Origin of the sequence: Marinobacter sp. ELB17 (assembly GCF_000169375.1) — a bacterium.
GTDB lineage: Bacteria > Pseudomonadota > Gammaproteobacteria > Pseudomonadales > Oleiphilaceae > Marinobacter.
The window spans coordinates 225,096-251,885 of record NZ_AAXY01000001.1 but is presented as its reverse complement, the minus strand read 5'-3'; the positions used below and the strand labels follow the sequence as shown (position 1 = coordinate 251,885).

General features: G+C 56.6%; 22 protein-coding genes. 8 read left to right on the top strand and 14 right to left on the bottom strand.

Annotated elements, in window-relative coordinates:
• Nucleotides 1-39: 39 nt before the first annotated feature.
• Nucleotides 40-1,491 (bottom strand): aldehyde dehydrogenase family protein, encoded by a 1,452-nt coding sequence (locus MELB17_RS01270; RefSeq protein WP_007348301.1) that lies wholly within the window; start codon nt 1,489-1,491, stop codon nt 40-42.
• A gap of 228 nt (nt 1,492-1,719) precedes the next feature.
• Between MELB17_RS01270 and MELB17_RS01265 the strand changes: the two genes are divergently transcribed.
• A complete protein-coding gene (locus MELB17_RS01265; protein WP_007348300.1) occupies nt 1,720-2,736 on the top strand; it encodes a histone deacetylase family protein in 1,017 nt (338 codons plus the stop codon).
• 182 nt (nt 2,737-2,918) lie between these two features.
• Complete coding sequence (gene ppnN / locus MELB17_RS01260) at nt 2,919-4,298, top strand: nucleotide 5'-monophosphate nucleosidase PpnN (RefSeq protein ID WP_007348299.1); 1,380 nt, start codon at nt 2,919-2,921, stop codon at nt 4,296-4,298.
• A gap of 83 nt (nt 4,299-4,381) precedes the next feature.
• Here the strand turns inward: ppnN and MELB17_RS01255 are convergent, their stop codons facing one another.
• Together MELB17_RS01255 and MELB17_RS01250 are read right to left on the bottom strand one after the other, a co-directional pair.
• A complete protein-coding gene (locus MELB17_RS01255; protein WP_007348298.1) occupies nt 4,382-4,714 on the bottom strand; it encodes a c-type cytochrome in 333 nt (110 codons plus the stop codon).
• Between the two features lie 291 nt (nt 4,715-5,005).
• Nucleotides 5,006-7,255, bottom strand: coding sequence for a tRNA(Met) cytidine acetyltransferase TmcA (locus MELB17_RS01250; protein WP_007348297.1), 2,250 nt, complete (start codon nt 7,253-7,255; stop codon nt 5,006-5,008).
• A 93-nt stretch (nt 7,256-7,348) separates the two neighbouring features.
• Between MELB17_RS01250 and MELB17_RS01245 the strand changes: the two genes are divergently transcribed.
• On the top strand, nt 7,349-9,685 hold the full coding sequence (locus MELB17_RS01245) for an ATP-dependent helicase (protein ID WP_036183089.1): 2,337 nt from the start codon (nt 7,349-7,351) through the stop codon (nt 9,683-9,685).
• A gap of 211 nt (nt 9,686-9,896) precedes the next feature.
• Complete coding sequence (locus tag MELB17_RS01240; protein ID WP_007348294.1) at nt 9,897-11,018, top strand: OmpA family protein; 1,122 nt, start codon at nt 9,897-9,899, stop codon at nt 11,016-11,018.
• 77 nt (nt 11,019-11,095) lie between these two features.
• Here the strand turns inward: MELB17_RS01240 and MELB17_RS01235 are convergent, their stop codons facing one another.
• Nucleotides 11,096-12,367 (bottom strand): D-amino acid dehydrogenase, encoded by a 1,272-nt coding sequence (locus MELB17_RS01235; protein WP_007348293.1) that lies wholly within the window; start codon nt 12,365-12,367, stop codon nt 11,096-11,098.
• An 84-nt stretch (nt 12,368-12,451) separates the two neighbouring features.
• Here MELB17_RS01235 and MELB17_RS01230 point away from each other — a divergent pair, with 84 nt between their 5' ends.
• Nucleotides 12,452-13,261 (top strand): TatD family hydrolase, encoded by an 810-nt coding sequence (locus MELB17_RS01230; RefSeq protein WP_007348292.1) that lies wholly within the window; start codon nt 12,452-12,454, stop codon nt 13,259-13,261.
• Nucleotides 13,262-13,284: 23 nt separating this feature from the next.
• Here the strand turns inward: MELB17_RS01230 and MELB17_RS01225 are convergent, their stop codons facing one another.
• The 5 genes from MELB17_RS01225 to MELB17_RS01205 form a co-directional block, all read right to left on the bottom strand.
• Nucleotides 13,285-14,193 carry a lysine exporter LysO family protein gene (locus MELB17_RS01225; protein WP_007348291.1) on the bottom strand — a complete coding sequence of 303 codons (909 nt, stop codon included), beginning with the start codon at nt 14,191-14,193 and terminating at the stop codon, nt 13,285-13,287.
• Nucleotides 14,193-14,513: a DUF2288 domain-containing protein gene (locus MELB17_RS01220; protein ID WP_007348290.1), complete on the bottom strand. Its 321-nt coding sequence runs from the start codon at nt 14,511-14,513 to the stop codon at nt 14,193-14,195. Before MELB17_RS01220 ends, MELB17_RS01225 begins: the two co-directional genes overlap by 1 nt.
• An 88-nt stretch (nt 14,514-14,601) precedes the next feature.
• Entirely contained in the window at nt 14,602-15,726 is a 1,125-nt protein-coding gene (locus MELB17_RS01215; protein ID WP_007348289.1) for a response regulator, read from the bottom strand.
• A 196-nt stretch (nt 15,727-15,922) separates the two neighbouring features.
• Nucleotides 15,923-18,691, bottom strand: a complete 2,769-nt coding sequence (acnA, locus tag MELB17_RS01210; RefSeq protein ID WP_007348288.1) for an aconitate hydratase AcnA — start codon at nt 18,689-18,691, stop codon at nt 15,923-15,925.
• 193 nt (nt 18,692-18,884) lie between these two features.
• Nucleotides 18,885-19,088 carry a hypothetical protein gene (locus tag MELB17_RS01205; protein WP_157133224.1) on the bottom strand — a complete coding sequence of 68 codons (204 nt, stop codon included), beginning with the start codon at nt 19,086-19,088 and terminating at the stop codon, nt 18,885-18,887.
• Between the two features lie 216 nt (nt 19,089-19,304).
• Here MELB17_RS01205 and MELB17_RS01200 point away from each other — a divergent pair, with 216 nt between their 5' ends.
• Nucleotides 19,305-20,759, top strand: coding sequence for a B-box zinc finger protein (locus MELB17_RS01200; RefSeq protein WP_007348285.1), 1,455 nt, complete (start codon nt 19,305-19,307; stop codon nt 20,757-20,759).
• A 56-nt stretch (nt 20,760-20,815) separates the two neighbouring features.
• Here MELB17_RS01200 and MELB17_RS01195 read toward each other — a convergent pair whose 3' ends face one another.
• Nucleotides 20,816-22,255, bottom strand: a complete 1,440-nt coding sequence (locus tag MELB17_RS01195) for a rhomboid family intramembrane serine protease (protein WP_007348284.1) — start codon at nt 22,253-22,255, stop codon at nt 20,816-20,818.
• Nucleotides 22,256-22,482: 227 nt separating this feature from the next.
• Between MELB17_RS01195 and MELB17_RS01190 the strand changes: the two genes are divergently transcribed.
• Nucleotides 22,483-22,926, top strand: a complete 444-nt coding sequence (locus MELB17_RS01190; RefSeq protein WP_007348283.1) for an OmpA family protein — start codon at nt 22,483-22,485, stop codon at nt 22,924-22,926.
• A gap of 28 nt (nt 22,927-22,954) precedes the next feature.
• On the opposite strand, the gene MELB17_RS01185 is transcribed toward MELB17_RS01190, so the two are convergent.
• The 4 genes from MELB17_RS01185 to MELB17_RS01170 form a co-directional block, all read right to left on the bottom strand.
• Complete coding sequence (locus MELB17_RS01185) at nt 22,955-23,356, bottom strand: MAPEG family protein (RefSeq protein WP_007348282.1); 402 nt, start codon at nt 23,354-23,356, stop codon at nt 22,955-22,957.
• An 82-nt stretch (nt 23,357-23,438) separates the two neighbouring features.
• Nucleotides 23,439-24,689 (bottom strand): RNA-guided endonuclease InsQ/TnpB family protein, encoded by a 1,251-nt coding sequence (locus MELB17_RS01180; RefSeq protein WP_007348281.1) that lies wholly within the window; start codon nt 24,687-24,689, stop codon nt 23,439-23,441.
• 156 nt (nt 24,690-24,845) lie between these two features.
• Complete coding sequence (locus tag MELB17_RS01175) at nt 24,846-25,562, bottom strand: lysophospholipid acyltransferase family protein (protein ID WP_007348280.1); 717 nt, start codon at nt 25,560-25,562, stop codon at nt 24,846-24,848.
• A gap of 50 nt (nt 25,563-25,612) precedes the next feature.
• On the bottom strand, nt 25,613-25,831 hold the full coding sequence (locus tag MELB17_RS01170; RefSeq protein WP_227498754.1) for a hypothetical protein: 219 nt from the start codon (nt 25,829-25,831) through the stop codon (nt 25,613-25,615).
• 241 nt (nt 25,832-26,072) lie between these two features.
• Between MELB17_RS01170 and pdsR the strand changes: the two genes are divergently transcribed.
• A complete protein-coding gene (pdsR, locus tag MELB17_RS01165; RefSeq protein WP_007348278.1) occupies nt 26,073-26,774 on the top strand; it encodes a proteobacterial dedicated sortase system response regulator in 702 nt (233 codons plus the stop codon).
• Nucleotides 26,775-26,790 lie beyond the last annotated feature (16 nt).

The following is a 26,790-nucleotide window of genomic DNA, read 5'->3' as shown; positions in this document are numbered from 1 at the left end:
ACTGACAAGCGATAACGCTTGTTTGGCTAGCCGGCGCGACTAAAACCCGCGGGGTACGGTTTGCGCTTCGGTGAATTCAAACAGCCCTTCTTCGCCGCCTTCACGGCCAGTACCCGACATTTTCATACCACCAAATGGCGCTTCCGGCGTGGGGCCTGTGCCGGTGTTCCAGCCCACGTGACCAAAACGCAGCCCGGCCGCTACGCGCTGGGCGCGTTTGACATCGGCAGTGAACACGTAAGAGGCCAGGCCAAACTCGGTGTCGTTACCGGCAGCGATTACTTCGTTTTCATCGCTAAAGCTGGCAATGGGCACCAACGGACCAAAGGTTTCTTCCCGCGAGCAACACATTTGCGGGGTTACGCCAGTGATGACCGTGGGCGGGAAAAACAAATCGTCATCGTTCAATTCTGACGGCTTTTTACCGGCTACCAAAGTGGCGCCCTGCTCTAACGCGTTTTCCAAGTGGCGTTTGACCTTATTATAGCCGTCACGGTTGATCAGCGGGCCCAGGTCCACATCACCGTTGATGCCGTCACCCACGGTCATTTTTCTTACCCGTTCGGCCAGTTTCTGGCTAAAGCTTTCGACAATTTTTTCGTGGGCAAAAATACGGTTAGCGCACACGCAGGTCTGGCCACTGCCGCGGAATTTGTTGGCCATCAGGTTATCAACCGCGGCGTCCAGGTCGGCGTCGTCAAACACGATAAACGGCGCGTTACCACCCAGCTCCAGCGCCAGTTTTTTCACTGAATCGGCGCTGTCTATGATCAGCTGGCGCCCCACTTCTGTAGACCCGGTAAAGCTGAGCATGGGCACATCCGGGCTTTCGCTCAGCGCTTTGCCGATCATGCTGGCCTTACCCATCACCAGATTCACCATACCCGCGGGCAGATCAACGTATTTATCCATCAGAGTGAACAGCGCAACCATGGTCAGCGGGGTGGCGCTGGCGGGCTTGATCACCGACGGGCAACCGGCTGCCAGAGCCGCCGACAGCTTTTTGGCAATCATGCCAATGGGGAAGTTCCAGGGCGTAATCAGGCCCACCACGCCGACCGGGCGAAAATGCACGGTCCAACTGCAACCTTTGGGCCTTTCGTCCAGGTTACGCGGGCTCAACACCTCAATATTTTTGGCGCAGTAATCGAAGAAGCCGGCGGCGTAATCCACTTCGCCCTGGGCTTCGTTTAAAGGTTTGCCGTGTTCAAGGCACAGAATACGGCCCATCTCTGCGCGATTGGCGGTCAGGGCATCACGAATGTCTTCCAGCCACTTACGGCGGGTTTCCAGCGGGTAGGGCGTGGTCAGTTTTTCGGCTTTTTTTGCCGCGGCTATGGCATCTTGCACCTGTTGCTCGGTTACAAACGGCACCTTGGCAATAACGGCGCCGGTTGCCGGGTTATCCACGTCAAAGGTATCAGCAGCGGCTTGTTGCCACTGGCCACCGGCGTATCCGGTTATATTCTGCAATAACGGTGATTCAATCATTCAGGCTCCCATACATGATAGTCAGGCTGTTGCAATGCTGCTCAAGCTGCTGCGATACGATCTGAACGCTTGATCGCAGAAACGCCAATTCCTAACCATAGTGGATGCTGTCCGGCAACCTGTAAAGCTGACAGCGCTTTTTACGGGCTACGTTTTTTTGACCCACGCCAGTCAGTGCCTATACTCGGGTGAGCATGCACTACCGATCTCTAAAAAGGCCTCCGTAATATGAAAGCATTTTTTCACCCCGCACAAGATCAGCACAGCCCGCAGTCGTACTTCACCCGCGGCCAAATGCGCCAACCGCAAGAAGTGGCAGACCGTACCCGGGAAATGTTGGCGGGCCTGAAGGCCAGCGGTATTCCGGTGCTGCATCCGGCTGACCAGGGCGCGGGCCCCATTGGCAAGGTGCACGATCTGAGTTATCTACGCTTTCTGGAATCTGCCCACAGGCGCTGGAAGGCGATGGGCGATGACTGGGGCGATGAGGTCATGTCCAATATTTTTGTGCACAGCCCCAACGCGCTGAAAGGCGTTCTGGCCGAGGCCGCACGCTACCAGGCCGACGGTAGCAGCCCCATTGGCAAGCACACCTGGGACGCCGCCTACTGGTCGGCACAGACCGCCCTGGGCGCGGCCGACGCCTTGATGGCAGGGGAACACACCACCTATGCGGTATGCCGCCCGCCGGGCCATCACGCCCGCCACGCAGCAGCCGGTGGCTTCTGCTATCTGAATAACGCGGCCATTGCTGCCGAGCGCCTGCGCAGCCGATATCAGCGCGTAGCCATACTCGACACCGACATGCATCACGGCCAGGGTATTCAAGAGATTTTCTACAACCGCAGCGACGTGCTTTACGTTTCGGTGCACGGCGACCCCACCAACTTCTACCCGGTGGTGGCCGGTTATGAAGAAGAACGCGGAGAAGGCGAAGGCTACGGTTACAACATCAACCTACCCATGCCCCACGGCTCTGATGAAGAGTATTTTTTCAGCAAGGTGGAAGAAGCCCTGACCGCGCTGAAGCTGTACCAGCCGGATGTTATTGTACTGGCCTTGGGCTTCGATATTTACAAGAACGACCCCCAAGCCAAAGTGTCAGTGTCCAGCGAGGGCTTCTGTCGTTTGGGCAGCCACATTCGCCAAATGGGCCTGCCAACACTGACGGTGCAGGAAGGCGGCTATGACCTGGACACCCTGAGTCTCAACGTGCAGCAATTTTTTAAGGGCCTGACTGGCTGAGCCCTGTTGCGGTAAGGCACGTTGAAAACAGGTTCGGTGGGTTCCAGCCCAGTCTGGAATCCAGCGTTATTCGGTAGCACATCGGCAAAAAAACACTTAGTGTAGCGCCTCGGCCGCCGGCAATCGGACGAGCACCCGTGTGGTGGAGGATGCCGGCCGCATACCAAGGAGTTTTACGACCGATGAATGAACCCACCATCAACGCGTTGGTGTCGCCCGAAGGCAGCCTCGAAATCCTGTCTAACCATGAAGTAAACCGCCTGAAAGACCGCAGCGAAGGCGGCCTTTACCGATTGTTTCGCCAGTGCGCACTGGCCGTACTGAATACCGGAGTGGTTACCGACGATTGCCAGGATTTGATGACGGCCCACAGCGACTTTGAGGTGCACCTGGTGCCCCAGCCCCGCGGCCTGAAACTGGAACTGATCAACGCACCCCACCATGCCTTTGTCGACAATGAAATGCTGCGCGCCAATCGCGAACATTTGTTTTCGGTGTTACGCGACATCGTATACACCCATTCCAGCCCGCAGTTCATTGAAGCCCAGCGGCACCCGCGGCCGGAAGATCTGACCAATATGGTGTTCCACATTCTGCGCAACGCGCGCGTGCTGCAACCGGGGCGACAGCCAGACATGGTGGTGTGTTGGGGTGGCCATTCCATCAGCCATGAAGAATACCAATACAGCAAAGAAGTGGGCCACCAGTTGGGCCTGCGTGAACTGAGCATTTGCACCGGCTGCGGCCCCGGCGCCATGAAGGGCCCGATGAAAGGCGCCACCATAGGCCACGCCAAGCAGCGAGTAAAAGACGGTCGCTACATTGGCATTACCGAACCAGGCATAATCGGCGCCGAGGCACCCAATCCGATTGTGAACGAACTGGTGATCATGCCGGATATAGAAAAACGCCTGGAAGCCTTTGTACGCCTTGGCCATGGCGTGATCGTATTCCCCGGTGGTGTAGGCACAGCAGAAGAAATTCTTTACCTTTTGGGTATTCTGTTGCACCCAGACAACGCCGATATTCCCTTCCCGGTCGTATTTACCGGCAGGCGCGAGAACGCTGATTATTTTGAAATGATCGACAAGTTCATCCGCAACGCCCTGGGTGACGACGCCGCGAAGCGCTATGAAATCATCATTGACGATCCGGTGCGGGTAGCGCGCACTATGAAACACGGCATGCAAGATGTCGAAACCTTCCGCCGCGCCATGCAAGACGCCTATTACTTCAACTGGACGTTAAAAATAGACCCTGTGTTTCAGCTGCCATTTGAGCCGGACCACGCCAACATGCGCGCCTTGGAACTGCATCGTGATCAGCCCGTGCACTTGATTGCGGCGAATCTGCGCAAAGCCTTCAGCGGTATTGTTGCGGGTAACGTAAAAGAAGAAGGAATTCGGAAAGTGCAGGCCCATGGCCCGTTCGAAATTGCGGGCGACCCCAGCCTGATTAAGCCTTTGGAAGCCATGTTGGAACAGTTTGTGGCTCAAAACCGAATGAAACTACCCGGCACCTCGGCTTATCGACCAAGTTACCGGATTATCAGCAAGGCTTAACATGTCGTCTGGCTAAGTTGACGGACACCTTAGCCAAACGTAACAACACCTCACTATTTTGCAAAAACTGACTGCGGGATGGCTTATTTTCCGCCTGCAGGCAGACTGGCGAAGTACGCCGACAGGTTGGCAATATCTTCATCACTCAGTGCCATTGCCTGACCCTGCATAATGGCCGCCATGCCGCCATTACGTTCCTTGCTTCTGTAGGCCTTCAGCGACGACACCAAATACATCTCGTGCTGGCCCGCCAGATTCGGATACATCGGGATTAACGCAATACCGTTCTGGCCATGGCAGGCGGCACACACGGCCGCTTTTGCCTTGCCAGCGGCCGCATCTCCGGCACTGGCCATCATCGGCAGCGCGGCACTCATTGCAAAAAGACCTGCAACAGCAAAGTGCTTCAATTTCATTCGGGCAACCCTCTCATTTTTTTCAAATCGAATGTTCACAGTGTCTTCTACGCGAGTAACAGCGGATGACGCATTCTATTATTATAACGAATTATCGTTATAGCACGCGCCAAACCCTGCTCAAATGCGATAAATCAAGACGCAATCGTCTTGTCGCGGATGATAGCAGCACCCGCCCGCGATACCACGGAGATTTTTATGTCGGCCAACATCCAAAAACTGGCCTGCTATTTTTGAACATCTGATGGCGGCGGATATCAATAATGAGTGGTGGCATCAGCGTATGGCCGATTAACCCAGCGCCAGCCAGTCTGCAACCATAAACCTAAGTTGCTGTTCGGCATCGCGCTGGCCGCTGCACAGATTCTCGCGCTGAAGCTCAGCCCAACTGCGGCCCTGCACCACAGAGCGGCACCAAAGCGCGCACTGCGCGGGCTGTAATGCGGTCAGCCAGTCTGCGGCGCCGGCGCAGCGGCTAAGAGTTTGTAGCGCCGGCAGGGTCAGCTCAAAGCCGCGATGGCCAGCGGCGAAATACTGTAAATCGCGAGTGTCCTCGGCATCCGGTTGCGGGCCGGCTGGCAGGCTGCGCATTACGGCAGCCATCAGTTCCGGCTGACATTGAACCCATTGGCGCCTGGCCAGCACCAACCAGTGCCGGCCCAGGCGCTGCTGTAAATCCTGTACCAAACGCTCGCCCGCTGCACTGAGCCCGCACACAGCCTGTAACGGATATTCACCACTGCTGGCCTCCTGGCTGAAACCCAAGCGCACCGGCTGCAACCCCTGGCGCTGCCAAAAGGCCAAGAGCGCAGGCGTGCCACCAAAGCTGCTGCCGATATAATCAAAGCCTTCCGCTGTGGCATAGGCCTGAGCGGCCGCTATTAAGCGCTGGCCAATACCGCTGCGCCGCTGCGGGGCCGCCACAGCAATTCTCGTTATCCGTAAACTGCGCTGCTGGGCCGCTTGCGGCAGGCCCGCGTGCAACGCCAGCGACTGTGCCAACAAGTGTCCGCGCAGCCGGCGCAGCCCAAGACTGACCTGCTGCGCTAAAGGCGCTGAAAATTCGCCTTCGCCCTGAGCCCACAACAACCCCACGGTGCGCCCATTCATGCGAGCGCGCCAGCTGACGGCTGCGGGGTTGTCTAACCACTGGCGCAGATCTGCAGGCGTAGTGCGGTAATGGGCGTTCACTAACAGCCCGAAAGCTTCCGCCAAGTCGTTTTCTGTTGCCTGAGCCGGCTGCCAGCGCTCTACCTCCAACACCGACAAGGGATCAGGAGCCTGCTGTTGTGTATTGCCCTGGCCCTGTGCCGCTAGCATGAACAAGCGGAAAACCAGCGGTTCCAACGGGTCACTGGAGGCCCATCGCACCGGCTGCGAAAGAGGTCGCTCTTGCCAGTGCGGCGTGTGTTGGTCCAATTGTTCGCGAAAGCGAACCGCAAACCCCCGCCCGGCGCCTTCGTAACCGTGAACGGTGGTGGCAAAGGCCACCCTGGGCCAGCCCAGCAAAATACGCTGCAACAACGGCGCGGCTATGGCGGCGGCTTCGTCTACCATCACAACTTCTGCGGCAGGTTTGTCCGCCAGCAGCTGCTGCGGCAATAAAAATGTCAGGCTGGCGCCGCTGGTGGTGGTCAATTGAGTGGCCGATTGACTTTGTAGTTGGGCTCCCAGGCGCTCATGGGCGTGAGCCATAACGGTGGCCACCTGTTCGGCCGAAGGCGCAGTCAACAATACTCGCTGGCGGCCCCGCAACAGTAATTCCGCCGCCGCCAGGCCCAGGGCTGCCGATTTTCCGCGGCCGCGATCGGCGGTAATCACCAGCGGACGGCGCCGGCGCCCCAAGCCAAAACGTACCAGCGCTTGCACCAGTTGGTCCTGCTCGGGCCCGCCGCTAACGCAAAAAGCCGTTGCGGGTCGGCGACGACTTAATTCATCCCGCACACGGCCCAGTTCTGAGTTTATGGTGGCGCTCGCGCGCTCATCCGCACTCTCTACCACTCTCTCATCCGCACTCTCTACCACTCTCTCATCTGCACTCGCACCCTCACTCATATTCAGCCGAATGACGTCCGGCGCATCACACAGTATCTTCGCCAAGCGCTCAGCAAAGGGGTGCTCAGTGGCCTGATCGAGGCCGGTGCGGGCGTAGTCCGGGTCAGCAAATGTGCCCCATTGCGCCAGCGGCGGCGTCAACCAGAACCACAGGCCGCCAGCCGTTAATGTGCCAGCCAGCGCCGCCAGCCCGTCAGGCGGGTTACCACTGAAGCCATCCCACACCAGCAGGTCTAGCTCGCGCCCCAGCCAAATTCTTGCTTGCGCCGGTGTCGCTACGTGCAAGGCCGGCAGCGGGCTGTCGGCCTTGGTGCTAACCCACAAGCCCTGATCGGCACTCAGAAATGGCAGCTCTGCCGCCAACCAGTTCAATGCTGCATTGCGGTCGCCCTCAATCAGCACTAGCCTTCGTTCACCGGCGTGCCGCAATTCAACCCGCAGGGGCTGCAATGCGCGGGTACTGGGTGAATCCGGTGTAAACGTCATAAAGGGTGCTCTTGAACTGCTGAATATGAAAAATGACGACGCCATTATGGAACAGGCCTGTGCCCGCGGCCAGTTGCCGATTACAATGGCGCCATGCCACAGCAACCACCCGCTACCGATTACCAGCATCAACCCCACACTGCCGCAACGGCCCTGGTGAAACCAGCGGCACAACTCGCGCTGCCGGAGTTCCTGACTGATGAGCAACGGGACATTATCAGCGCCGGCTTTGAACACGCGGTGATTACCGCGGTCGCCGGCAGTGGCAAAACCACGACCCTAGCTTGGCGTATTCGCTATCTGTTGCACCAAGGACATGATCCCGCCCGCATGCTGGTGCTGATGTTTAACCGCAGCGCCAAGATAGATTTCGAGCGCAAACTGCAAGCGGTGAGCGGCAACAGCGGCTTGGCGCTGCCAGAAATACGCACCTATCACGCCATGGGCCTGCGGCTTTACCGGCGCTTTGTGCGGGAGGGCTACCTGCCCAATTTTTCCGCTAACATTCTCAGCGACCAGGAAATTAACTATCAGGTATTTCAGCTCAGTCGCCGGCTGGTGCCGGAAGACCTGGCAGAAGAGCTGCGGCGGAACAAAAAAGAATTTATAGAAACCGCCATCGGCTTTATTGACCGGGTGAAAACCAGCCTTTCGCCGGCTGAAATCGTGTTTGAAGACATGGAGTTCACCGAACGCCAGCGCTACCTGATTGACCTGTTCCACAGTTTTGAGCAATGGCGCAAAGGCCAGAGCCGTATCAGTTTTGCCGACATGCTGTACGAGCCGGTAATGGCCATTCACCAGAACCCGCCCCTGCAAAGGCTGGTGGCGAATAAAATGGACCTGATTCTGGTCGACGAGTATCAGGACACCAACGAAATTCAGCACTTGCTGCTGCGCTATGTAGCCGGCGATCGGGCCCGGGTAACCGTAGTGGGCGATCCGGACCAAACCATTTACGAGTTTCGTGGTGCCAAACCGGAGTTTATTCTGCGCCGCTTCAGCGACGAGTTTGAAAGCCCGCTGGAACAAACCCTAAGCTACAGCTTCCGCTATGGTCATCGGGTAGCGTTGCTGGCTAACCATCTGATTCACAACAACAGTGGCCGTAAAGACTTACTGTGTCATGCGCATCCGTCTACGCCTGCCACCATCATTACCCTGCACCGCCACGACAATGACGCCGATACCGTGTTGCAGCTGCTGCAGGTCATGACAGCAGAACAACTGACCAATACCGCCATTCTGTTCCGGGTATGGAGCCAGAGCGTGGCCATTGAACTGAAACTGCTGGCGCGACAAGTACCCTACCGCATTGATGCCGGCAAAGGTGCACTGTTCAGCCGCGAAGTGCAGGCCATTATGGCGCTGCTGCAGGTAGTAACCGGACAGCTCAAGCAATTACCCGACAGCGACCGCCTGGAGCTGGCGCGGCAACTGCTGCGGTTTCCCCACGTTGGCCTGAAAGAGCCGGAGCTGGACCAGCTTGCACGCTTTTTGGCCGGTTTTGGCGAAGACTGGGCACAACGCATACTGGTGATGGACTTTAACGCCTTGGCTCCTATGGCCGCCCGCAAACTGCGCAAACTGGCAGAAACACTGAACCAGCTCAGTGGCTATCGCGGCCCGGTGGCCGGGCTGATCAGCGTATACGCCGACAGCACCGACCTATACGACGGCATTCGCAGTCTGGCCCTGACCCACGACAACGCGGAAGAGCGAATCAACACCATTCAAGGCTTTCGCCAATACCTGAAAAGCCTGGACATTAACGCTGAAAAGGCTCTGGCCCACCTGCACACGCTGAAGCAACAAGCCGGCGCCCACCGCAACGACGGGCAAAACACCAAGCCCGTGGGCGTTCTGCTGTCGACCATTCATCGCACCAAGGGTCTGGAGTGGCCGACGGTGATCGTGCCCGGTCTTCAGGAAAAGTACCTGCCTTATAGCCCCCGCGCCGAAGACAATCTACGCGCCCACCTGGAAAGCGAACGACGCTTGTTGTACGTAGCCATTACTCGCAGCAGGCAGCAGTTGCACTTGATTACGCGCCCTGCAAGCGGCCGCCCTCACCTGGACGGCGAACAGGGCCCCAGCCGCTTTGTTGCAGAGTGTTGCTTTGAGCTATCCGATGAACTAGGCGGCGCTTTGCATCAACCAGATGGCAGCAACGCTCTCACGCTGAACGCCCCGCTAACGGCTATCAGCGAGCGTTACGGTCGCCACGAAGGCATAACCCTGAGCGGCGAAACAAGCCAAGAAGACAATGACCAGCCCCTATGGCAGCGGGAACGGCTGCAACACGCCATATTTGGCGCTGGAACCGTTGTCAGTGAGGATGAAAGAGCCTTTGAAGTTCGATTTGATAACGGCGATACCCTCAATTTCAGCAAGCAAAGCGCCCACCTTTACTTCAGCTCGTTAAATTAACACGAACTCAGATGTCAAAATTCTACTTATTCAATTTAAATCAATTAGTTATATTAAAATCTAATAGGTATATTGGTATAATTCCTGAGGTAACATTACATAAGCTTGTTTTGAGTTTTGCGCCTCAATAGCCTAATTTAGCGCAAGGAGTTGATGGCAATCACAAGTTCGTAGATTTCCTGAAACTTAATAATTGAAATGGAGAGCGTTTATGAAATTGTTGCGTCCGGTAGCTATTGCAGCCCTTGCTTCATCTTTTGCAGTTCCTGCATTGGCTGAGCGCCAGGAAACTATTTACCTGAACCCGTTTGCCGGTTACCAGTACTTTGGTGACAAACGCGACCTGGATGAGTCTGGTACCTACGGTGTCGGCATCGAATATCGCTTTTTGCCGAACTGGGCCATAGAAACTGTCTATTCGCGCGCTGATGCAGAGCGAAAATACAGCAGTGGCGCCACCGATTTTGACGAAGTACGTGTAGACGGTACCTATTACTTTGCCGGCCCGGATCGCACCTGGAACCCATACGTATCGGTGGGTGCCGGTCATGCCAGCTTTGACGGCACTGGCCCGTCTACTCCAGGCATCAACAGCGACGAAACTCGCGTAAACCTGGGTACCGGCGTACGTTACAACATCAACGATCGCGTCTCCTTGCGGGGCGATCTGCGTGAATTCCACGGCATTGATGAAAGCACTTTCGACACCATGGCGTCTTTGGGTATCAGCGTTGCCTTCACCCGCACCGTTGGCCAAGCAGCTCCCGTTGCACCAGCACCCCAGCCGCCGGCTGATGCTGACAACGACGGCGTGCCCGATACCCGCGACCAGTGCCCTAACACCCCCCGCGGCGCCAAAGTTGACGCCAAAGGTTGTGAATTAGACAGCGATAAAGACGGCGTAGTGGACAGCAAAGACAAGTGCCCGAACACCGCAGCTGGAATGAAAGTCGACAAAGACGGCTGTGAAGGCGTGGTTAAAACCATCGACACCTTTGAGATTGACGTTCAATTCCCTCTGAACAGCGCCGAAATCGGTGCCGCCTATGACAGCCAGATCCGTCGTGTTGCCGATGCACTGCGCGCAAACAGCACCACTTACGTTGAAATTGCCGGTCACACCGACAGTACCGGTGCCGCGGCGTACAACCAGGATTTGTCAGAACGCCGCGCCGCAGCCGTTGCCAATCGCCTGACAAGCACACTGGACGTTAACCCGGATCGCGTATCCAGCAAAGGCTACGGTGAAGCCGAGCCCATTGCTAGCAACAGCACAGACGCTGGCCGTGCGGCCAACCGTCGGGTTGAAGCTCGCATTCAAGTGCGTCGCTAAGACGTCCAGCTGAGAAAGTGAAGTATAAAAAAGGCACCTTCGGTGCCTTTTTTTGTTTCTATATGATCATTAGCGGCCTACTCACTGAAGCGCTCCGGGCGGAATGCATCCAGGCACACCGCCGGCTCCTGATTATCGATCACACTGGCGATCACATCCGCGCTTCCAGCGGCAAGCGTCCAGCCAAATACACCGTGGCCGGTATTCAAATACAGATTTTCGCGGTTGCCACGGCCAATGATCGCAGGGCCGTCTGGCGTCATCGGGCGGAACCCTGTCCAGCTCTCTGCACTATCGATATCGGTGCAACCCGGAAAGCGACCGCGAACCGCCTTTTTAATAGTTTCAAGACGTGCCTGCGGAATGCCCCGGTCAAAATCGTTCAATTCCACAAACCCCGTTGCCCGCAAGCGGTCGCCCAAGCGGGTCATAACCACTTTGTACCGGTCATCATGTACGGTAGACGTTGGCGCTTTCTGTTCATCCGTGATGGTTGCCGTCAGGCTGTAACCTTTCACCGGATAAATCGGCAGTGGCTGACCCAATGGCCGGGTTAGCTTGTCAGACCAGCAACCGGCGCTGACAACAACCGCATCGGCGTTCAGATTTTCCCGCTGCCCGTCTTTGCTGCGCAACATGATGCTGTTGACACGCCGGTCGTCTGCCAGCAGTTGTTCTACATCTACCTCATAACGAAACACCACGCCTTTTTCTTCACAGGCCCGCGCCAGTTCGCGGCTGAACAGGTAGCAGTCGCCGGTGCCGTCAGTGTCATAGCTAATCGCGCCATAAAGTGGCCCGTTGCCGCTCAGGCCAGGCTCTAACTGTTCTACCTCGGCGGCGTTCAAAATACGTGCGGGAATGTCCATACTATTCAGCAAGCGTTGAGTCCTGCGATAGCCGTCCAACGCCTCCGGCGTACTGGCTAAATGCAACAGGCCTTTATGGGCACCGTCAAAGTTTAGCTCGAGCTCGTTTTCCAGAACCAGGAAACGCTCACGGCTGTGCCTGGCCAGGCGCAACATGGCGCGCCTGTTAAAACCGAAAAGCCCTGGCGACCAGGCGTAGCGCAACGTCGAAAACATGAAACGAATGGTTGCCAGCGACGGCGGCATCCCCATTTTTAGTGGCCCGTCCTGCTTTACCAACCAAGGCAGTGCTTTAAGCACCATAGCCGGGTCTGCCCAAGGGTACACAACACCATAGGAACGCTGCGCTGCATTGGCCTTACTGGTTTCGTTCCCTGCCAAGCTGTGTCGCTCCAGAACGGTCACTTGATGGCCGCGGCGACAAAGTTCCCAAGCTGTGGTTACACCAACCACACCACCACCAATCACCACAACGTGCATAGAACTCTCCTTTGGCTGGGTGAACAAAGCGTAAAACTGTTAATATTGCGACATTCCTTGCCGACAACGTATTGCGAGTGACTCATGAGTAAGAAGCGTCGTGAAATTCCACGATTTGATCACCCTATCATAGAAACCCACTGCCATCTGGACTACCTCAAAGAGCGCCCACTTGAGGATATTCTACTGCAAAGTGAGCAGCTGAACATTGAGCGCATCATCACTATTGCGGTCGCTCCGGATAATCTTGAGCGTGTGCGGCAACTGAGCCAGATGGCACCCTGGATTTATGGCACCCAGGGGATTCATCCCCACGAAGCCGAAACCTACAACGATGAAGTGGAGGCTGAAATCCGCACCCACGCCGGCGATACAAAAATCGTCGCGGTCGGCGAAATCGGGCTGGATTATTACTACGATCACGCTGACCGCGAGGTGCAGCGCACCGTGTTTCGCCGCCAGCTACAAATTGCCTGCGACTGCAACAAACCGGTAGTGATTCACAGCCGCGACGCCGACGACGACATGATTGAAATTCTACGCAAATTCGAAGCAAGCCTGACCCGGCGCGGAGTGATTCATAGCTTTACCTCCGGCCCCGGGCTGGCGCGCTATGCCCTGGACCAGGGCTGGTGCCTGGGTTTTAACGGCATAACGACCTTCAACAAAGCCGAAAGCGTGCGGGACATTGTACGCATATCGCCCATCGAACAAATTCTGCTGGAAACCGACGCGCCGTTTTTGACCCCGGTACCCTATCGCGGGCGTGAGAACGCGCCTTGTTACCTGCCCTTTGTGGCCGAAAAAATTGCCGAAGTAAAAGAGCTGCCGTTGCAGCAGGTGATCGAGCAAACCTACCACAACAGCTTGCGCACGTTTTTTCCGGCGGGCTAAAGCCGCAACCGGGTCAGACTTGCCTAGCCTAATGACAAAAACAGCCCCATGAACACCGGTGCGAAAAAAGACAGCAAAAAACCAGAGGCGATAGCCACGGGCACGCAGGCCAAGCCGCCGCTGCTGCGAATCACCGGCAGGGTGAAATCCATAGAGGTGGCGCCGCCATAACCAATGGCCATTGCCGGGCGGCGGGCGATCACCAGCGGAATAATGGCCAGAGCGATAATTTCGCGCAGTACGTCGTTCATAAACGCCACCCCGCCCCAGGCGGGACCCATGGCATCACCAATGACAATTCCCGACAACGAATAAAAGCCAAAGCCGGAAGTCAGTGCCAATGTCTGATGCCATGGCAAGCCTAGCACCGGTATCAGCAGCACACCCGCCAGCATCGAACTGGCCATTAAAACCAGCGCAATACCCAGGCCCTGCACGTTCATCAGCAGCTTGCGCAGAGACAAACCAGCGTTACGAAGCTGCAAGCCAATCAGCAACAACAACAACATTAGCAGGCCGGTGGCGATCTGATCGATAAACGGTATAGCCGGCAACAGGTAATAGCCCAACAACAAGCCAGCAAGCGCCGCGATCAATGGTTTTAACGCCGCCATGAACAGCCGCCGATTGCCCGGACTAGCCGACTCTTCCGCGCGGTTCACTGTCAGCGGGCGCCAACGGTGGAACAGCCACAAGCCACCCATATTGCACAGCAACAACAGTGCCACCAGAGCCAACACCTGGCTTGCCATGGTGCTGAGCTGACTGCCTAAGCCTTCCATTTGCCCTAGCCCCAAACCAAGCATACCCAGAATCAGGTACACCATAGTTTCTACCAGGTAGTGAATAACCGTCATCGCTCGACGGTTGGAAATAAAAATGGCGAAACCCAGAAACAATGGCGCCAGTATCAGCAGCACTCCGGTCAGCATCAGTGCATTGCGCCGTCGGCACGGTCTTGCACCAGCACCCAGGGCGCGATCACCACTGCCCACAACTCGGTATTGTTTTGGTGCCAGGCGCGGGCCAGATCCGGCGCAACATCACCCACCTTGCCGCTGGCCAGCCAGTGTTCAAACTGTACTTTGTTGTCGGCAACCAACTCGCACGCCACGTTTAACAAATCGGTGTCGGCGGCCACTCGCACAACTTGCCCGCGGGCATAATACGTTTGCAGGTCATGCCAGTGAATACGGGAGGTTTCAAGATTCAGTCGGGCTTTGATTTCATTCGCAGATTCAGAAGAAGACATAATGGCCTTGATGGATGGTTGTCAAAATGCGTGGCAGATTTTAACCGATTGCCCGAACAGCAGCCACCGTTAGGAGCCAGATCGTGCTTTAACCTAAACCATCCAGCCCGAGCCGACGCATTAACCACTTACCGTCATCACTGTCTATTAGCCCACTCTCGTATAACCCGGCAGCCCGCATAATCAGTTTCGACTGGATCACTGTTTCTCGCGGTAGAAAATGTACAGCACCGATCAGCTCCCGCAGCGGCAGCGGCAGGCGCCAGTGCACTTTAATCTGATTGCCCAAGGGTTGTGCCCAGTCGGCCAGGGCCTGGTCTATCGCCTCAGCGCTCAGGGCTTTGTCGCCTGAGTCACAGTACTGTTGCATCAGTTTTAACGCCGCTAAGTCTCCGGCCCGGCTCAACAATCCGGCGGTATGGCAGAGTACGGCAGGCTCACCAAGCTTCAATGCCAGCCGGTACGCACCGTCGGCCACGGCCACGGCCTGTACCAGCAATTCTTTTGCTTTTTGTGCCAGTAACGGCTGCGCCAACTGTCCACAAATATCCAACGACAGCGCCAGCGCGTGATTCAGTGCCATAGGCACACCCAGAGCCAGAATGGCATCCTTCAGTGTTGTCACCGGCAGTCCGGAGCGGCGAAAAGAAATACTGCCCGCAACCGCCAGTAAACGCGCCGTTACTGAAACTTCGTTACGCCATGATCGCACCAGCTCTGCCGCGCTGACATCCTGGCCACGCTCAAGCAGCTCGATTATTCCAGCGGTGTTCGGGGCCCCGGGTAGCTGCACCATGGTGCTAACAGCTGCGGCAATGTGCTCGTTCAGGTTCATACTGACACCTATCTGCCCTTGGGGGAGCAAACTGCGCAGCCGCTGGTGCAATAATTCAACGCTGAACGGTTTACTGACAAAGCCACTGATGCCCAGGCGAGCCGCCTTCAATATGGATTCACGATCGGCCGTTCGGCTGATCATTAACACGGGCACCTCGCTTTGCGAGCGGCGCACACGGCGAATAAGCTCCAGGCTGCTGCCATCGGGAAGGTGCACATCCGCCAGTATCAAATCCGCTCCGTGAACTTCCCAGTGGTCCAAAGCGTTCTGCACAAAGCCAAATGCGTGCACTCGCACCCTTGGGTCTACACCGACGCAAATACTGGTCAGCAAAGCAACCATGTTGTCGTCGCTGTCAACAATCAACACATTCATCCTATGGCCTTTTCCCTTAGTGAGACTTACCAAAACGACGCACCTGCCAAAAACGTTCAGACAACGTGTCAAATATACGATCGTAAACTGCGCGCACAGCATTACAGGCTTTGATGCTCGCACCGCCACATGAACAAAAGGCCAGCTCCCTTTAGGTAGCTGGCCTTTTGTTCATAACGACTTTTAGCAACAGAAATCAGGCATTACGCAGCATTTCCCGAACCACGTAGTGCAGAATCCCGCCGTGGCGGAAGTACACCGCTTCGTTCGCTGTGTCTATGCGCGATAGTAAATCACAACTTGCGGTTGTGCCATCCCCATAAGTGACCGTCATGCTCAGAATTTGCCCGGTCGTGATGTCACCAGACAAGCCATCAATAGCGATGGTTTCATCGCCGGTCAGCTTCAGGGTTTTGCGGTCGGTGCCACTTTGGAACTGCAGTGGCATTACGCCCATGCCAATCAGGTTGGAGCGGTGAATACGCTCGTAAGATTCGGCGACTACCGCACGCACGCCCAGCAGGCGAGTGCCTTTGGCGGCCCAATCACGGCTGGAGCCGGTACCGTATTCCTTACCGGCAATCACCACCAGCGGCGTACCCTGCTGCTGGTACTTCATTGCGGCGTCGTAGATCGGCATCTGTTTGCCATCAGGCACGTAACGAGTAAACCCGCCTTCTACGCCATCCAACATTTCATTGCGAATACGTACGTTGGCAAAGGTGCCACGCATCATCACCTGGTGGTTGCCGCGACGTGAACCGTAAGAGTTGAAGTTTTTTGGTTCTACACCGTGCTCCTGCAGGTATTTACCGGCGGGGCTATCGGCCCTGAACGAGCCGGCGGGGGATATGTGATCGGTGGTGACCGAATCCCCCAGCAGCGCAAGAATACGCGCTTCGCGAATGTCGTCCACCGGCTCGGGCTCTGGGCCCATGTCTTCGAAGAACGGCGGGTGCTGGATGTAGGTCGAATCGTCTGACCACTTGTACACCTTGGTTTTTGGCACCTCTATGGCCTGCCAGGTAGCATCGCCGTCAAACACGGCGGCGTATTCGGTGCGAAACATGTCCGTTTTGACTTTTTCCACCGCCTCTGCCACTTCCTGCTGGCTGGGCCATAGGTCTTTCAGGTACACCGGGTTGCCGTCTTTGTCGTCACCCAGCGAATCTTCCAGCAGATTCACCCGTACGTTACCCGCCAGTGCGTAAGCCACTACTAAGGGCGGCGACGCCAACCAATTGGTTTTCACCAGCGGGTGCACCCGGCCTTCAAAGTTGCGATTACCAGACAGCACCGACGCCACGGTAATGTCACCATCGGCAATGGCTTTTTCCACCGCATCGGGCAGCGGGCCGGAGTTGCCGATACACGTGGTGCAACCGTAGCCCACCAGATCAAAACCGAGCTTGTTCAGGTCGCCCTGAAAACCGCCTGCGCGCAGATACTCGGTGACCACTTTCGAGCCTGGCGCCAACGACGTCTTCACCCAAGGCTTGGTTTTCAAGCCCTTGGCGACCGCTTTTTGTGCTACCAGGCCAGCGGCCATCATAACGCTGGGGTTGGACGTGTTGGTGCACGAGGTAATCGCCGCAATCACAACCGCGCCCGGGTCCAGTCGGGTTTCCTGGCCATTCATAGCCAGCATCTGACTGGAGTGATGATGATAACTGTTGTCGACACCGACGGCGGTTTGTCCACCCTCAGATCCAAGTGCGTTGTCGCGTTTATCATTCGTTTTGGGTGCGCCTTCGCCGGTTTCCATCACCAGTTCAAACGCGGCTTTCATGTTCTTCAGCGCCACCCTGTCTTGCGGGCGCTTGGGTCCAGCCATGCTGGCTTCGACCTCATCCATATCCAATTCGAGGGTAGCGGTATACGCCGGCTCGTGGCCGGGTTCACGCCACAGGCCCTGTGCCTTGGCGTAGGCTTCTACCAGCTCGACCTGCTGCTGCTCACGGCCGGTCAGGCGCAGATACTTCAGAGTCTGTTCGTCTACCGGGAAGAAGCCGCAGGTGGCACCGTATTCAGGCGCCATGTTGGCAATGGTAGCGCGGTCGGCCACCGGCATGTCTTTCAGGCCGTCGCCGTAAAACTCGACAAATTTACCCACGACTCCATGGCTGCGCAGCATTTCGGTAACGGTCAGCACCAGATCGGTGGCGGTAATGCCTTCGCGCAATTTTCCGCTGATTTTAAAGCCAACCACTTCGGGAATTAACATAGATACCGGCTGGCCCAGCATGGCGGCTTCGGCTTCAATACCGCCCACACCCCAGCCCAGTATGCCCAGGCCGTTGATCATAGTGGTGTGGGAATCGGTACCCACCAAGGTGTCCGGGTAAGCCAGGGTTTTGTCGCCCAGCTGTTTGTGCCATACGGTTTTGCCCAGGTATTCCAGGTTCACCTGGTGGCAAATACCGGTTCCGGGTGGCACCACGCGGAAATTATCAAAGGCCTGCTGGCCCCAGCGCAAGAACTCGTAGCGCTCCTGGTTGCGCTCCATTTCCATGGCAACGTTGTCTTTGAACGCCGAAGCGTCGCCAAAGCGATCAACCATAACGGAGTGGTCTATCACCAGGTCCACCGGCGTCAGCGGGTTGATCATTGCCGGGTCTTTGCCGGCTTTTTGAACGGCCTGGCGCATAGCCGCAAGGTCTACCACACCGGGCACGCCGGTAAAGTCCTGCATCAACACCCGCGCCGGGCGAAACTGGATTTCAGTGTCGGAATTGCGGTCTTTAAGCCACTGCACCATGGCATCAATATGGCTGCGGTCTACCGTGGTACCGTCTTCATTGCGCAACAGGTTTTCCAACAGCACTTTCAGCGAAAACGGCAGGCGGTCAAGGTCACCCAGCTCAGCCGCCGCTTTCGGCAAGCTGTAATAATAATAGGTAGTGTTTCCAGCCTTCAGGCTGCTAAGGGTGTTCAGGCTATCCTGACTGTGAAGTTCACTAGACATAGCGTACCTCCTAAGGTGAATTTAGCTCCTATTACTATCGCACCGTTTCGGTAGACTGCAACTCTATAACAGCGATCTTCACTATTCAGCGGCTGAATAGTGAAGCGTTAACACTCATTTTATAGTCGGTTTTAGCGGGTTTTGTAACCGGCGATCAGCTCATCTTCCGGGCCAATCATCTGCGCGATGTCGGTCACCATGACTTGGGTTTTTTGGCTTCGCGCAAGACGTCCTGGCTTTGTTCAGCCACCTGCTGAACGCTCTGGTTGATCTGTCCGGATGCCACTGCCTGTTGTTCGGTCGCCGATGCAATCTGCAGGTTTATGCCGTTCACCTCGGCAGTGGTGGCACGGATTTCGGTGGTAAATTCCTGGGTACGCCGCGACAGTTGCCGCACCCCATACGCGACCACCGCAAAACCGCGCTGGCCAGAAGAATTACAGACCTATGTCTCAAAGCTGAGCTTCCCGTCTTAGTCATGGAAAAAATGATGGGTTGGTCGGCAATTCCCGACCAACTAACCCATAGTTAACGACGGGAACAACGTATTTTTTAGGCGGCGCTTTTGCGATTATAGCCACTGCACCCAAGCCAGTCAGGACACAAACATATTTTGAAACACGATTGCCACTATCACCCCGGCGACCCGGCCAAATGGCATTGCGGTGAATGCCAGCTGCATTTCTGCGCCCGCTGCATGCCAGACGCTAATACCAAACAACGCCGCGGGCTCTGCCCCCTGTGCAACAAGGCAATGCGCTATTTGGGCGCCGCCACCGAGGTAGTGCCGTTCTGGCATCGACTGGGCGCGTTTTTCCGCTATCCATTCCACACTGATCCACTGCTGGTTATCGCCATCTGCACACTGGTGCCGGCCCTGGTACCTCAAAACCTACTGGGCATGCTGGTGTGGCTGTTACTGGCGCTGGCGCTGATGAAATACACCTACGCCGTTATCAATCGCACCGCAGAAGGCCACCTGAAGCCACCACCGCTGGCCGAGGCCTTTAGCGGCAGCGGCTTTAACATTGTGATTCTGCAGATTCTGGTGTTTGCGCTGATGGGCGGGCTGGTAACGGCCGCAGGCATGCTGGGCGGGCCCTTGCTATTAATGCTGACGCTGGCGTTTGTGGTGTTAGCCCTGCCCGCCAGCATTATGGTGTTGGCCATGGAGCGCAGCGTGGGTGCGGCGGTAAACCCCCTGAACCTGGCCACTTTGATCGCCCGCATCGGCAGCCCTTACTTCCTGCTTTACGGTTACCTGATTCTTCTGGTGCTGGCGTCTGCCGCGGCCCAGGATTTTGCCCTCACGCACTTTTCAGAATGGGTATCGCGGCCGCTGGCGGGTTTTCTTAACAGCACTTTTACCCTGATGCTATTTCACATGCTGGGTTATCTGCTGTTTCAGTATCAGGAGGAGCTGGGCTTTGCTGCGGATTACCAAGACGCTGTCGAACCCGAAGACCAGCACCACCGCGATCGCAGCCAGCGCTTTGATGCCGACCTGGACATGAACCTGAAAGATGGCAACTACGATCGCGCGCAGACTCTGCTGCTAGAGCAGCTCAAGCGCGAGCCAGACAACTCGCTGCGCATTGGCCAACTTTACAGACTGCTGGCGGCGCGCAATGACATTCGCAGCCTGCACGCTAACCATCCGCGCATCATGGCCTGGCTGGCAGCGCGCAATGATGGCAAGGCCCTGGCAGACTTGCTGGTGCAGCTGCAGCAGGCAGACCCACAATTCCGCTTGCAAGACGCCGAGCTTTCGGTAACGGTGGCCGGCGCACTTTATCGCAGCAGTCACTATCGTTTGGCATTGAAACTGCTACAGGATTTTCACAAGCGTTTTGCCGACAGCCAGGCACTGGTGCCAGCCTACCTGCTGGCCGCGCAAACCCTGGCCAACGGCCTGGGCCAGTGGGAAAAAGCCACGGCGTTTTTGGGTTTTATTCAACGCCAGTGCCCGCAACACCCCCAGCACCCAGAGATTCAGCACTTCTTGGATCAAGCGCAGGAGCGCCAGCCATTACGCGGCCCCAAAGCCAGCTTTAACATAGCGGACTAGTGTTCTGCCTGGCTAATTCATCAGCCTGTTGAGCGTCTGATGCCACCAGCGTAGCGCTATAACCACTGCCGGTAGTGCTGGGCCTTGGGCGCCATCTGGCGTTTTTCAAACTCCGCCACCAGCAGCCGACAGGCCTCGCTGACCATCAGCTCGCTGCCCGCACCTCGCAGGCGCTCAAAGGCTTTTTCTGCGGTGTTCAAATCGTGCTGTTTCAGGCTGGCAAACAGCACACGGTTGTGGTCTTCCGCCGCCAACGGCTGGTGCGCCTCGCCTTTGGCCAGATATTCCCGCCATACCGCAATAACTTGATCAAATTGCTGCCTGCTAAGCGCATCATCCATCCGCTCGCGGCTAAAGTGGCGATACTCGGGCAGGTCCGGGCGCAGTTGTGCCAGTTGTTGCTGATGTTGCAGCACCAACGCGCGCTGGGGATAAGCTTCTCGCAAAGCCTCAAAGCGCGTACTGGCCAGCTCAAAATCCAGGGTAGATATCGCCGCCATAGCCTGCCCATAAGCCTCGGTAAAAACGGCATCTTCCGCTTCGGGTTCAGGCTCGAAAAACGTGTCTTTCACCTGAAACCAGCTTTTACCCAACGCCCCCACTAGAACCGCACCTGCCAGCAGACCGCCAGCGTGGGCCATGTAGGCGATACCGGTAGCGCCGGCGTACCAGTAATCGTAAATTTCTTTACCCAGCCACACCGGCAGAATGGCGATAGCCGGCGCTCGGAAATAGTTGAAGTAGACGCCCAGAAAAATGAAAAAGCGGATTTTTTGCAGACCGTAAATCGCCACGTACATGCCCATCAGCCCGGAAATGGCGCCAGACGCACCAATCAGCGGCACCAGGCTGCCCGCAGAGAACCCTGTGAACATCAGGCCAGAAAGTGCCCCACACAGCAGATAAGCCAACAGAAAGCGCGCAGCTCCCAAGGCTTTCTCCACGGTAAATCCCAGCAAAAACAGAAACACCAGATTGCCCAGCAAGTGGCCCCAGCCGCCGTGCAAAAACTGATAGCTGATAAGGCTGTGCAGCGACAACTGCGCGGGTATCAGCCCAAAACGCTGGGAACTAAGCCGGCCAATAAAGTTGTCTTCAATAAAAACCCGCTGCTGTTGCCAGCGCTCTCGCTCTACGCTGGCCCACACCAGATCACGGTTATCGAGCAAATACTGATAAAAGTCGCGGTCCATCAGCAGGGTAACCGCCAGCCAGCCGTCTTTCTGATTGGCCTGTAGCTTACGCATCTGCTGCAGCTGGTAAACCGACTCGCTATCGCCCTGCTGGCGTATCTGGCGCAGCAGGTAATCTTCGTAAACCGGCGCCTCCAGAGCCTGCAGATTATTTTTCACATAGTGGTTAACAGCCATCTGAAGCTTGCGCTGGTCGGCGCCCTGATAAAACGTGAACACCAGCACACAGGCCAGCATCAACCCCAAGGTAATCCAGGGCGGGCGTTTCCAGTTAACAGCGTTTTCAGCGGGAATAATCAGCATGGGTCATCACATTTGATCACAATTGGCCACCTGTAAGCCGTGTTTTGTCATAGCGTAGCCTTGGTTGCGCGGTTTAATGGCGCTATCGACCAACCGCCTAATGCTGTTATTGTTCTGCGCGCCAATAGTTCGGTCTTGATATAGTACGGCTTTAAATTCCGGCTATGAAAATCATCGTACGGCGTAAAAACATTATCAGCCGGCCCCCGAATGCAAGGAAACCCCACATGACCGTTCTTGTTTTGGATAGCCCGGAATTACTGGCCCGCGCAACCCTGGCCGAGGGTTTTCAGCCTGATTCATGCGCCGAGTCACACAAACCCCGTCAGCTGAAGTTCCATTACGGCTACAACAAGCATCAGCTTAGCGCCGCCGACATGGACATGCTTACCCGTCACGGCCACTACTTGCGCCGCAACGTTCATCTACATGTGCGCGTACACGGGCATTCCGACGCCTTTGGTACCGACGACTACGGTCATTTTCTATCGCGCATGCGGGCCAGCGCCGTGGTGCGTTTTCTAATTGAAGAGGGCGTGGAGGAACAGCGTTTAAAAGCCGTCGGCTGGGGTTCAGACCGCCCGCTGGCAACACGGGCAGATCATGCGGCCAACCGCCGGGTGGAACTGGAGTACGTGCAACACAGCGTATCCAGCGCGCTGTCCGGCTAAATTGCCCAGACCCCGGACATTTTTCGACCTAACCGTATACTTGAAACACGTTCAGCAGCAACAACACGGCGATCACCAGAATCGCAGCCCAGGTTAGCAAAATACCCACCACGCGGGCCTTGTGGGGCCCGCCCTGGCCCTGAAACATGCCCCAGGCGTGTAATATACGACCCACCACAAAAGCCATACCAACCCAGTAAATAAACCCGCTGGAAACGCCGTTCAACTCGGCAATACCCAGCATTATCAGGGTCAGCGGTGCGTATTCCACCAGATTACCGTGGGCACGCACGGCGGCCTCAAAATCGAGATCTTCCGCAGTACCCATACCCTTGCCGTATTTGAGCCGGTACTTAACCACCACGGCAGACAAAACCAGCAGCAAAATCCCGATAACAGCCGCGAAAACACCGGTTATAGGTACAATCATATTCAGTCCTGTTGTTGACATCCTCCCCGCCCTCTTGCTTCGCTCGTCGCTACGCGAAAAGGACGGGGATTCCTACGGCGATTTAAGCGGCTTGCGCAGCGTCGTCGCTTCGGTGGGTTCCTGCTGCTGACGGCCTAACTGCACCGTTCACTGCACAGGCTATCCGAGCCATATCCGGCCCTTTGAGCAGGTTTAATCCGCGCTCACGGATGTTCTTTGCCGCTACCCGGTCGGCATTTTCGCAGTGGCCGCAGGCCGTGCAGAGAAACAGCGCCTGGGTTTGCCGGTTGTCAGCATGGATATGTCCGCAAACCGGGCACTGGCGGCTGGTGTTCTGCGCCGGCACCGCGACAAGCCAACCACCGGTCCACGCCGACTTGTAGTCGAGCTGACGGCGAAACTCACCCCAGCCTTGATCCAAAATCGAGCGATTGAGTCCTGACTTTTGCCTGATATTTCGACCCGGTTGAGCGGCACTGCCTTTGGCCGAACGACTCATGTTGCTGACCTGCAAATCTTCGACACACAGCAGCGCGTGGCTTTTGCTGATGCTGTGCGAAGCTTTATGCAGGTAGTTATTACGGGTATTGGCGATCTGCCGCTGAATGCGCTGGAAACGGGTTTTGGCCCGCTTCCAGTTGCTGCTGAACTTGGTTTTTTGGCTCATCTGCCGCTGCGCTTTGGCCAGGCGCTGCTGGTGACGCTTGAAGCTGTTCAGCGGTGGCAGGACGGTTTCTTGGGTTCCATCCCAGAGGGTGGCGAATCGGACAATCCCCAGGTCGATACCGACCGCCAGCGGGGAGGCGTGCAGCGGGGTTTCCACCTCGCGCTCGGTCTGGATCGAGGCAAACCAGCGCCCAGCGCTCAGGCTGACGGTGACGTTTTTCACCGTACCCAGCACCGCCCGACTGTTGCGATAGCGCAGCCAGCCAAGTTTGGGTAGGAAGAGTCGGGCATTACCCTGATCGAGCTTGATCTGTTTGGGGTCGGGGTAGCGGAAGCTGTCGCCCATGCCCTTCTTTTTGAACCGAGGGAAGTCCGCCTGCTTAGCGAAGAAGTTACTGTAGGCGCGGTCTAAATCTTTGAGAGCGTGCTGCAACGGATGCACGGGGGCGTCCTTGAGCCAGGGCGTTTCAGCACCCTTGCGCCAAGCCGTCAGATGCTTGGCCATCGGCACATAGCCAATGAACTTCTCGCCTGCCTCACGGTTAGCCTGCTGCAACGCCAATGCCTTATTGAACACGAACCGGCACGAACCCGCGAACTGCCGCAGCTTGCGCTGTTGTTCGCCAGTCGGCTCAATACGGTACTTGAAGGCTTGGCGTCTGGTCATAGAAATACTGTATATCCATCCACATTCAAGAGCAAGGACGGCTACGCCGTCCGCGCTATCCTTCCCCGCCCTGAAGGGCGAGGTTTGCCGCGCACTGGATCAATGAACTGCCCGCGCAGGCCATGCCTGCGTCGCCGACAAGTGACGGAAGCAACCTCACTGTGCCTTACTTTCACCCAGCTCGGCAATTGCCTTGGCCATAGCGCTGTGGCAGCGCGCGATCAGTTCGGGTATGTCTTTGTTGGTCATGCCGGTGGTTTCAATAGCCGGTAAAATCCTGAGCGGAACCGGTTTGCGGCGGCCCAGCCAGCCCAAGGAATCATCCTGGTACTGGCCAACACACACCATCACCAGCGGTGATCCGGAGGCAATGGCCGCGTAAAATGCACCTTTTTTAAAACTCTGCAGCCCTTTACCACGGCTGCGCGTGCCCTCTGGGAAAACCCACAGGCTTTTGCGTTCGTGAACAATGGTATCGCCTACCGCCTGCATGCTGGCAACGGATTTGCGCAAGCGCGAACGGTTCAGAATCACGTTGCCACCAAGCCAGAATACCTGTCCGAAAAACGGCACCCACAACAGCCCCGACTTGCCCACCGCCACCAAGCGCCGCGGCACAACATCCCCCACAATCAAAAAATCGTCGTTATGCTGGTGATTTGCAATAACCACCATGGAACGGTCTTTGGGCATATTCTCCGCGCCGTACAGCGGGCGCTGCATGCCAAGAACGACGCGCCCAAAACGGGCACATACCCCAGCCAGAATACGGTTATTATCCGGATTAAAGGGCCGGGCCAAATACAGCACCATCGACAGCAGACAAAGCAGTAACACACCCGTCCAGGCCAGTATTTTTCTTAGTAGGGCCATAACATAGCAACTCTGTGTCCGATATTTTGGCGCACAAGTGTACGCCAGGTTTACGGCCCGGAGACAGTACCAATTTGTTCAAACACCCATACCGCAGAATCCAGAGCGTCGCCGGTTTCGCCAAACAGCGGGTGCACAAACAGAATCAACAACATAACCAGCCACAGACCTGCGGCATCACGGCCACGCCTCAACCCGGCTATGACGCGGCGTAACAACACACGGCTAAATGATATTACCTGCGCAAAAAATAGACTTGTCATCATCATAATCAGCACCGCCATTTTACGTTAGTAAGTTGCGTTATTGCTGCGGACACCCGGCAGGCACCCGCAATCATTGCAACAGCACTGTATGACCCTAATATGGCAACGATAGCGGGCAACTGTGATCAATTGTGGCAAGCCCCGCAGTACAACTCTTTTGCCCTTGTGCCGCGCGAGCGTCATCACTATCTTAGGTTTGCAGCATTGCTCGCCTATTAACCCCTCATCCACTCACCGGGCCGCCATGAACAAGCATCTGGCACTGATCGAAGACGAACCCTCCATCCGCGACAATTACCGCGCCGCGTTCGAACGCAGGGGCTTTTCTGTGTCTACCTACGGTGACCGGCCAGCTGCCTGGCAGGCGTTACAGCGGCAGTTGCCGGACCTGGCGATTATTGATGTGGGCCTGGGGAGCGAAGCGGAGGGCGGGTTTACCTTGTGCCAGGATTTACGCCGGCGGTCAGCCACGCTGCCGATTATTTTTCTTACCGCCCGCGACAGCGACATAGACTCGGTACACGGCCTGCGCCTGGGCGCAGATGACTACGTCACCAAAGACATGAGCATGGAACATCTGCTGGCCCGCATTAATGCACTGCTGCGCCGCGCAGACGCCTGGAATCAGGCCCACCAACAGCCCGACGAATTGCTGGCAAGAGGCAAACTGACACTGAATCTGGACCGCATGAGCGCCAGCTGGAACAACCAGGCCGTTGAGCTGACGGTCACCGAGTTCTGGATGCTGCACGCACTGGCCCGCCACCCAGGCCACGTGCGCAGCCGTGTGCAGCTGATGGACGCGGCCAGCACGGTACTCGATGACAATACGGTGACGTCGCATATCAAACGTATTCGTGGCAAATTCAGCGCTCTGGACCGCGACTTCAACAGCGTTCAGACGGTTTACGGCATGGGTTACCGCTGGCACGACCACAATGCCTGAGCACGCCATTTCAGGC

What these genes read in the sequence shown, in the direction of transcription:
- MELB17_RS01270 (WP_007348301.1), bottom strand. Translation starts at nt 1,491, where the DNA reads ATGATTGAATCACCGTTATTGCAGAATATAACCGGATACGCCGGTGGC.
- MELB17_RS01265 (WP_007348300.1), top strand. Translation starts at nt 1,720, where the DNA reads ATGAAAGCATTTTTTCACCCCGCACAAGATCAGCACAGCCCGCAGTCG.
- ppnN (WP_007348299.1), top strand. Translation starts at nt 2,919, where the DNA reads ATGAATGAACCCACCATCAACGCGTTGGTGTCGCCCGAAGGCAGCCTC.
- MELB17_RS01255 (WP_007348298.1), bottom strand. Translation starts at nt 4,714, where the DNA reads ATGAAATTGAAGCACTTTGCTGTTGCAGGTCTTTTTGCAATGAGTGCC.
- MELB17_RS01250 (WP_007348297.1), bottom strand. Translation starts at nt 7,255, where the DNA reads ATGACGTTTACACCGGATTCACCCAGTACCCGCGCATTGCAGCCCCTG.
- MELB17_RS01245 (WP_036183089.1), top strand. Translation starts at nt 7,349, where the DNA reads ATGCCACAGCAACCACCCGCTACCGATTACCAGCATCAACCCCACACT.
- MELB17_RS01240 (WP_007348294.1), top strand. Translation starts at nt 9,897, where the DNA reads ATGAAATTGTTGCGTCCGGTAGCTATTGCAGCCCTTGCTTCATCTTTT.
- MELB17_RS01235 (WP_007348293.1), bottom strand. Translation starts at nt 12,367, where the DNA reads ATGCACGTTGTGGTGATTGGTGGTGGTGTGGTTGGTGTAACCACAGCT.
- MELB17_RS01230 (WP_007348292.1), top strand. Translation starts at nt 12,452, where the DNA reads ATGAGTAAGAAGCGTCGTGAAATTCCACGATTTGATCACCCTATCATA.
- MELB17_RS01225 (WP_007348291.1), bottom strand. Translation starts at nt 14,193, where the DNA reads ATGCTGACCGGAGTGCTGCTGATACTGGCGCCATTGTTTCTGGGTTTC.
- MELB17_RS01220 (WP_007348290.1), bottom strand. Translation starts at nt 14,513, where the DNA reads ATGTCTTCTTCTGAATCTGCGAATGAAATCAAAGCCCGACTGAATCTT.
- MELB17_RS01215 (WP_007348289.1), bottom strand. Translation starts at nt 15,726, where the DNA reads ATGAATGTGTTGATTGTTGACAGCGACGACAACATGGTTGCTTTGCTG.
- acnA (WP_007348288.1), bottom strand. Translation starts at nt 18,691, where the DNA reads ATGTCTAGTGAACTTCACAGTCAGGATAGCCTGAACACCCTTAGCAGC.
- MELB17_RS01195 (WP_007348284.1), bottom strand. Translation starts at nt 22,255, where the DNA reads ATGCTGATTATTCCCGCTGAAAACGCTGTTAACTGGAAACGCCCGCCC.
- MELB17_RS01190 (WP_007348283.1), top strand. Translation starts at nt 22,483, where the DNA reads ATGACCGTTCTTGTTTTGGATAGCCCGGAATTACTGGCCCGCGCAACC.
- MELB17_RS01185 (WP_007348282.1), bottom strand. Translation starts at nt 23,356, where the DNA reads ATGATTGTACCTATAACCGGTGTTTTCGCGGCTGTTATCGGGATTTTG.
- MELB17_RS01180 (WP_007348281.1), bottom strand. Translation starts at nt 24,689, where the DNA reads ATGACCAGACGCCAAGCCTTCAAGTACCGTATTGAGCCGACTGGCGAA.
- MELB17_RS01175 (WP_007348280.1), bottom strand. Translation starts at nt 25,562, where the DNA reads ATGGCCCTACTAAGAAAAATACTGGCCTGGACGGGTGTGTTACTGCTT.
- MELB17_RS01170 (WP_227498754.1), bottom strand. Translation starts at nt 25,831, where the DNA reads ATGATGATGACAAGTCTATTTTTTGCGCAGGTAATATCATTTAGCCGT.
- pdsR (WP_007348278.1), top strand. Translation starts at nt 26,073, where the DNA reads ATGAACAAGCATCTGGCACTGATCGAAGACGAACCCTCCATCCGCGAC.